Source organism: Salinivibrio siamensis (assembly GCF_001996005.1).
GTDB classification, from domain to species: domain Bacteria; phylum Pseudomonadota; class Gammaproteobacteria; order Enterobacterales; family Vibrionaceae; genus Salinivibrio; species Salinivibrio siamensis.
Genome location: NZ_MUFB01000050.1, coordinates 1 through 5,763, shown reverse-complemented (window position 1 = coordinate 5,763; position 5,763 = coordinate 1). Strand labels below are relative to the sequence as shown.

At 47.9% G+C, this 5,763-nt stretch carries 4 protein-coding genes, 1 rRNA gene and 1 riboswitch; of the genes, 3 read left to right on the top strand and 2 right to left on the bottom strand.

Going from position 1 to position 5,763, the window contains the following annotated elements:
* Positions 1–198 precede the first annotated feature (198 nt).
* The gene (trmA, locus tag BZG73_RS15780; protein ID WP_077579510.1) at positions 199–1,302 is read right to left on the bottom strand and encodes a tRNA (uridine(54)-C5)-methyltransferase TrmA; all 1,104 of its coding nucleotides are present in this window, start codon (positions 1,300–1,302) and stop codon (positions 199–201) included.
* 126 nt (positions 1,303–1,428) lie between these two features.
* Positions 1,429–1,656, top strand: a riboswitch (cobalamin riboswitch).
* Positions 1,657–1,690: 34 nt separating this feature from the next.
* Between trmA and BZG73_RS15775 the strand changes: the two genes are divergently transcribed.
* The gene (locus BZG73_RS15775) at positions 1,691–3,637 is read left to right on the top strand and encodes a TonB-dependent receptor (protein WP_077668810.1); all 1,947 of its coding nucleotides are present in this window, start codon (positions 1,691–1,693) and stop codon (positions 3,635–3,637) included.
* 61 nt (positions 3,638–3,698) lie between these two features.
* Positions 3,699–4,526, top strand: coding sequence for a glutamate racemase (gene murI, locus BZG73_RS15770; protein WP_077668809.1), 828 nt, complete (start codon positions 3,699–3,701; stop codon positions 4,524–4,526).
* Here the strand turns inward: murI and BZG73_RS15765 are convergent.
* The gene (locus BZG73_RS15765; protein ID WP_077607219.1) at positions 4,480–4,962 is read right to left on the bottom strand and encodes an RNA recognition motif domain-containing protein; all 483 of its coding nucleotides are present in this window, start codon (positions 4,960–4,962) and stop codon (positions 4,480–4,482) included. The genes murI and BZG73_RS15765 overlap by 47 nt on opposite strands.
* 727 nt (positions 4,963–5,689) lie before the next feature.
* Here BZG73_RS15765 and BZG73_RS15760 point away from each other — a divergent pair.
* A 16S ribosomal RNA gene (locus BZG73_RS15760) occupies positions 5,690–5,763 on the top strand; the annotation flags it as partial.

Below are 5,763 nucleotides of genomic sequence, written 5' to 3'. Positions count from 1 at the left end.
GTCTTTGGGAACAAGTTGTTCCATCGTCACCATTTCAAGTTCATATTGGTGTGGAGAAGGTTCTTGAAGCATACCGGAGCATCCCTATTGCGACACTCCTATTAGATCAAAGGTCTAGCTCGAAAGCTAGACCTTTGTCAGCAGTCTGAGGCGTCGAGAAGACGCCTTTTTACGTTTATCCGAGCTTGCTTGCCGTGACTATTTGCGCTCTAACCACACCCCGGCTTCGGTATGGTGGGTGAACGGGAATTGATCAAACAGCGCACAGCGACTAATGCGGTGTGTTTGGCTGAGGCGCTCTAAGTTCTCGACCAAGGTCTCAGGGTTACAGGAAATATATAAAATCCGATCGTAACCTTGCACCATTTTGCAGGTTTCATCATCCATGCCCGCACGAGGGGGATCGACAAAAATGGTATTGCACTGATAGTCACTCAGTGTCACCCCTTGATCTTTTAAGCGGCGAAACTCGCGCTCGCCATTGATCGCCTGAGTGAATTCTTCGGCAGACATGCGAATAATCTGCACATTGTCGATGTTGTTAGCGGCAATATTGTACTGCGCCGATTGCACTGAGGGTTTCGCCAGCTCGGTGGCGAGAACGCGGCGAAAGTTTTTCGCCAAGGCGAGGGAAAAGTTGCCGTTCCCGCAATACAGCTCCAGCAAATCACCTTGGCTATCGCGAGTGCAATCGATGGCCCATTCCAGCATTTTCTCCGCCACCGGCCCGTTAGGCTGGGTAAAGCTGTTTTCAATTTGCTGGTAGATCAGCGTTTGACCATCGGCATTGAGCTTTTCTAAAACGTAGTCGCGGTCTAGCACTTTCTTTTGCTTGCGCGCACGGCCAATCAAATTGAGATTAAAGCCCTCATCGTTCAAACGTTGTTTAAGCGCTTGCGCGGCGCTGTCCCACTCTTCGTCTAGCTGGCGATGATAGAGCAACGATACCAAGATCTCACCGCTTAAGGTGGAGAGGAAATCAACCTGGAACAGTTTACGTCGCAAGGCGTCGTTGGGCTTGATGGCCTCCATTAATAGCGGCATGAGGTCATTGATCAAGCGGCTCGCGGCAGGAAAGGTATCGACCCGGTACTTCTGCTTGGTCGCAGGATCAAACATGATGTAATACAAGTCGTCGCCTTCATGCCATACCCGAAACTCTGCGCGCATCCGATAGTGGGTTTCCGGTGAGCGAAAGATCTCTAGCTCAGGTGCGTGAAACGGCGCGAGTTGTGCATTGAGTCGTTGGACTTTCTCAGCAAGCTGTGTGTCGTAGTCAACGGCGGTGTGAGCCTTGGTCATGATGGCTGCCTCAGCGATTGGAAAATGAGCGCAGATTTTAGACAAATCCCCAGCCATGTCCACCCTTGCTCACGATTCTCCCTTATTCAATAAGGTTATCAATGGACAATATCCATCTAGACGGCTAATATCCAGGCGTGGGAAAGTGATCCTGTCTTGCTATATGTGACGGATCACAGGAATGCGGTGAGAGCCCGCAACTGACGCGCAGCGGTATTAGAGAACGACCCTAACCGGCCTTAGGCCAGACACTGTCGCCAATACTGATTGATGGTATGCGATGGGAAGTCGTTAGCAGTAGGCGGCGAAAGCCATGCTCTTAAGTCCGAATACAGCCCACACTCGCAGCACAGTGCTGCCTATTCTCGCGATTAGGAAGGAAGATCCAATGAACAAACAGATTGTGGCGAGCCTGGTGGCGACGTCACTATTCCCTGCGGCCGCGTGGGCCGAGCAAAACACTGAAACGGTGGTGGTGATAGGGCGTAGTCATCATGCTGATACGCTGACGCAAATACCCGCAAACGTCGCTGTAATTACTCAAGAAGATATTCGCAAGAGTGGAGCTCAAGATATAACGACTCTACTTAGAGGAAAGTCAGGTATTCAGGTTTCGGATACTAACTCTGGCGCTTCTTTTGCAATGCGCGGATTTTCTGGTGGCCAAAGCGCGCATAACACACTTATCTTGGTTGATGGTCGGCGATTAAATAAGGCTGATCTATCTGGGCCACAACTAGGTGCTATTGCCATGAGCCAAGTAGAGCGTATTGAAATCCTCTCTGGTAGTGCCGGTGTTTTATATGGTGACCAAGCGGTAGGTGGTGTCATCAATATCATTCTAAAAAGTACAGCCAGAGAGGGAGGCCATGTAGGTGTTCGTCTAGGAGACTTCGATACCCGTGGCACTTATGCTAGCAAATCAGGAAAGCTGAGTGATTATTGGCATTATCAAATCTCGGCAGACTACGAGAAAACAGACAACTATCGTGAGCACAATGCGCAAGATTCTGGGATGTTGAGTAGCCGAGTCGAATATCAGCGAGGTAGCGAGCGCTTCCACGCTGTACTAAGTTACTTTGACGATGATCGTCAATGGCCAAGTTCACTAACTGAAAATGATTATCGCGCCAATCCTCGCCAGTCTAAAAGTACTCACGCTGAAGATTATGGTCATGAAATATCTCGCTCGCTTGATGTGGGTTATCAGAAAGGTGTAGGAGAAACATGGCAGTTATCTACCTCTTTACAGTATTCGGATACCAGCACAAGCGCTAAAAGTTGGGGAACACCAAGCCAAGCCGAGTTGGATCAGCTAACGATTTCAGCATCAGGAGAGAAATCATTTTCGACCAATAGAGGAGAAGGAGCGTGGATAGTTGGCGTAGATTATGCCAATAACGCATTTGACTACTATTCTCAGAGTGCTTTCAGCACAACGGATAGAGATAACCGTCAGCAAAGAATGAGCGTGTTTAGCCAGCTTCATTACCCATTGTCTTCACAGACTACTCTTGTTCTGGGAGGAAGAAAGTCACGTGTTACCGATGACTTGACGGATGCTGCGACATATCCAAATGGCGAGCAATTAAAAGCACATGCTAGCGCGTTAGAGATAGGGGTGAACCACTTTATTGATGATATAAACCGTCTTTATATTCGTGGTGAGCAGAACTTTCGTTTTGCAAAAGTGGATGAGCAAGCATACACCTCTCCAGGTGTGTTTGGTTTAGATCCGCAGCGAGGCAATTCTCTGGAACTAGGTTGGCGACAAGAGGCTGAGAGCTATCAAATTGGTGCGGATCTTTATCGTTTAGAAATTGATGATGAGATTATATTTGACTCCAGCGCAACGAAGCCTGTGGGTGGTTCTTTTAATGGGGCAAATGTTAACGCAGATCGCTCGGTGCGATACGGGGGAAGTATATCTGGTCAGTTGCAGGTTACTTCCGCATGGCTTGTTGCGGGTGAGTACCATTATATTGATGCTGAATTCACCGAAGGGGATAGCAAAGGTAATGCATTGCCGTGGGTAGCGAAGCACACCGCTACATTACAAAGTACAGTGCATATTACTCAAGATATCCTTATGCACTTGGAAGGAATCTACACTGGATCACGCTATAAAGATGGTGATACTGCTAACAGTAAAGGAAAACTATCCCCTTATTGGCTATCTAATTTTGCGTTGCAGTACGAACTAGATCAGTGGCTAACGACATTTCGGATCGATAACCTCTTTGATAAACAATATCCCGCCAATGTTAACCAGTGGGATTCATACTATCCAGGTGATGGACGCCAATTGACACTAGAAGCGAGATATTCTTTCTAAACTAGCTTTCTTCACGCCCTTGTCGTTATGATAAGGGCGTTATTGATTGCATGAGTGTCCCATGGTGCAGCCCAATATTTTGATTTTTGACTCTGGTGTGGGTGGCTTATCGATTTACCAGTCGGTACGAGAGCAGCTTCCTGACGCTAACTACACCTATTTGTTCGATAACGAAGCTTTTCCATACGGTGAGTTAGATGACACGCGCTTGGTCACACGGGTGGCGGCTCAAGTGCGCGCTGTGTGTGCGCATCATGATCATGATATTGATATCGTCGTCATTGCATGCAATACAGCATCGACGCTGGTATTACCGACGCTCCGTCAGCAGTTAGCGCTTCCGGTCGTGGGGGTTGTGCCTGCGATCAAGCCTGCAGCAGCGATCAGTCAGAAAAAAATCATTGGCTTACTCGCTACGCCAGCCACCGTCGCCCGCCCTTATACCGAACAATTAGTGGCGGACTTTGCCAAAGAGTGCCAGGTAGTCTCAGTCGGTACCACGGCGCTCGTGCACATGGCAGAACGCAAACTCCGGGGTGAGGCGGTGAATCAGCAAGATCTCGCGGCTATATTGCGACCGTTTAAAGGAACCGTCGATACCCTCGTGCTCGGCTGTACTCACTTCCCTTTACTGCGTGATGAAATTCAATCAGTGGTGGGGGATGAAGTCCACTTAATTGATTCGGGAGAGGCGATTGCGCGTCGCGTGGTCTCGCTGGTGAGTCTAGATAGCGACGCAAGGGCTACCGCAGCGACGTCGAAGCATTGCGCTTATGCGACGGCAACCCCTATTAAAGCCGATGCCTTGGCGGACTTTATCCGATCGATAGGTTTTACGGATGTCAGCTATTCGCCTGCTTTTTTGGCTCATTCGCTTCACGGACTTTAAGTGTCCGCTCACCATAAACATTATTATTGAGCGCATTGATAGCATCGTCGGCATGCCCGGCGGCCATCACCACAAAACCAAACCCTCGGCGTTTCCCCGTCCGCTTGTCTTTCATTAGACGAACGGCAAATACTTCTCCATGTTCGCTAAACAGCGTGCGTACATCATTTTCATTCGCACGATAAGGTAAGTTTCCAACGTATAGCGTTTTACTTTGCGGAGACTCTTCTTCTTTTTCGCTCGACGAGGTAGATGTAGATGGTGCTTGCTCTGGCTGAATAAAGTTGGGCAAAGGAAGATATAGGCAAGCCAGGCCACTAAGTATCGCACCCACAGCAAACGAGAGTGCGGGTGAGCTGACGTCCATCAGGCTGACAATAATTGCGCCAAGGACGGCGATGCAGATGACTAAAGCAAAATTAACTGGTGATTTCATAAGCGTAATTAAATAGAACGATTAAAGTGATGACATGACAACATTTCGGCAATGCATGTCGTGAAAAAGACCAAGAAAACAAGCCAGCGTTACCTTGCGGTAAAGGTCTCGTATCAATAATGTTTCAAATCGCTGGTTATTCATCATTTTAGGTGGATTATTGCTCAGTCGAAATAAAAAACGTAAAAATCCCTTGTCAGTGTGATCCGCGTCGCTATACTACGCCCCACATCGACACGGCAAGCGATTTACTGCCATGTCGAGGCAAAAAATCAAATAAAAATAAACGCTTGACGTGAGTTTTTAAAAGATTAAGATGGCCGGCCTACTTAACGCCAAGCGTTAGGGGAGTCAAAAAGAGGTTTTATTTCACCCGGCGGGTTGAAGATAAAAGATAAAATTTCTTCTTGACTTTAACGGCAAGGCGCGTAAGATACGCAGCCCTGACCAAGCGAAGCGCAGCTTCGCATCGTCAACGCTCTTTAACAATTTGACCTATGCAATCTGTGTGGGCACTCGTTGAGAATAGACAAAAAGATTTATTCGATGAACTGAGTGACCAAACGACAACTTTAATAGTTGTTCGGCACAGTCAATTCGTTTGTCTCGTAAGAGACGAACAAAACAGTATTTATCGAGCCGTTTGTCTTTCCTTTTGGGAAAGCAAACACCAAAACTTAAATTGAAGAGTTTGATCATGGCTCAGATTGAACGCTGGCGGCAGGCCTAACACAAGAGTTTGATCATGGCTCAGATTGAACGCTGGCGGCAGGCCTAACACATGCAAGTCGAGCGGAAACG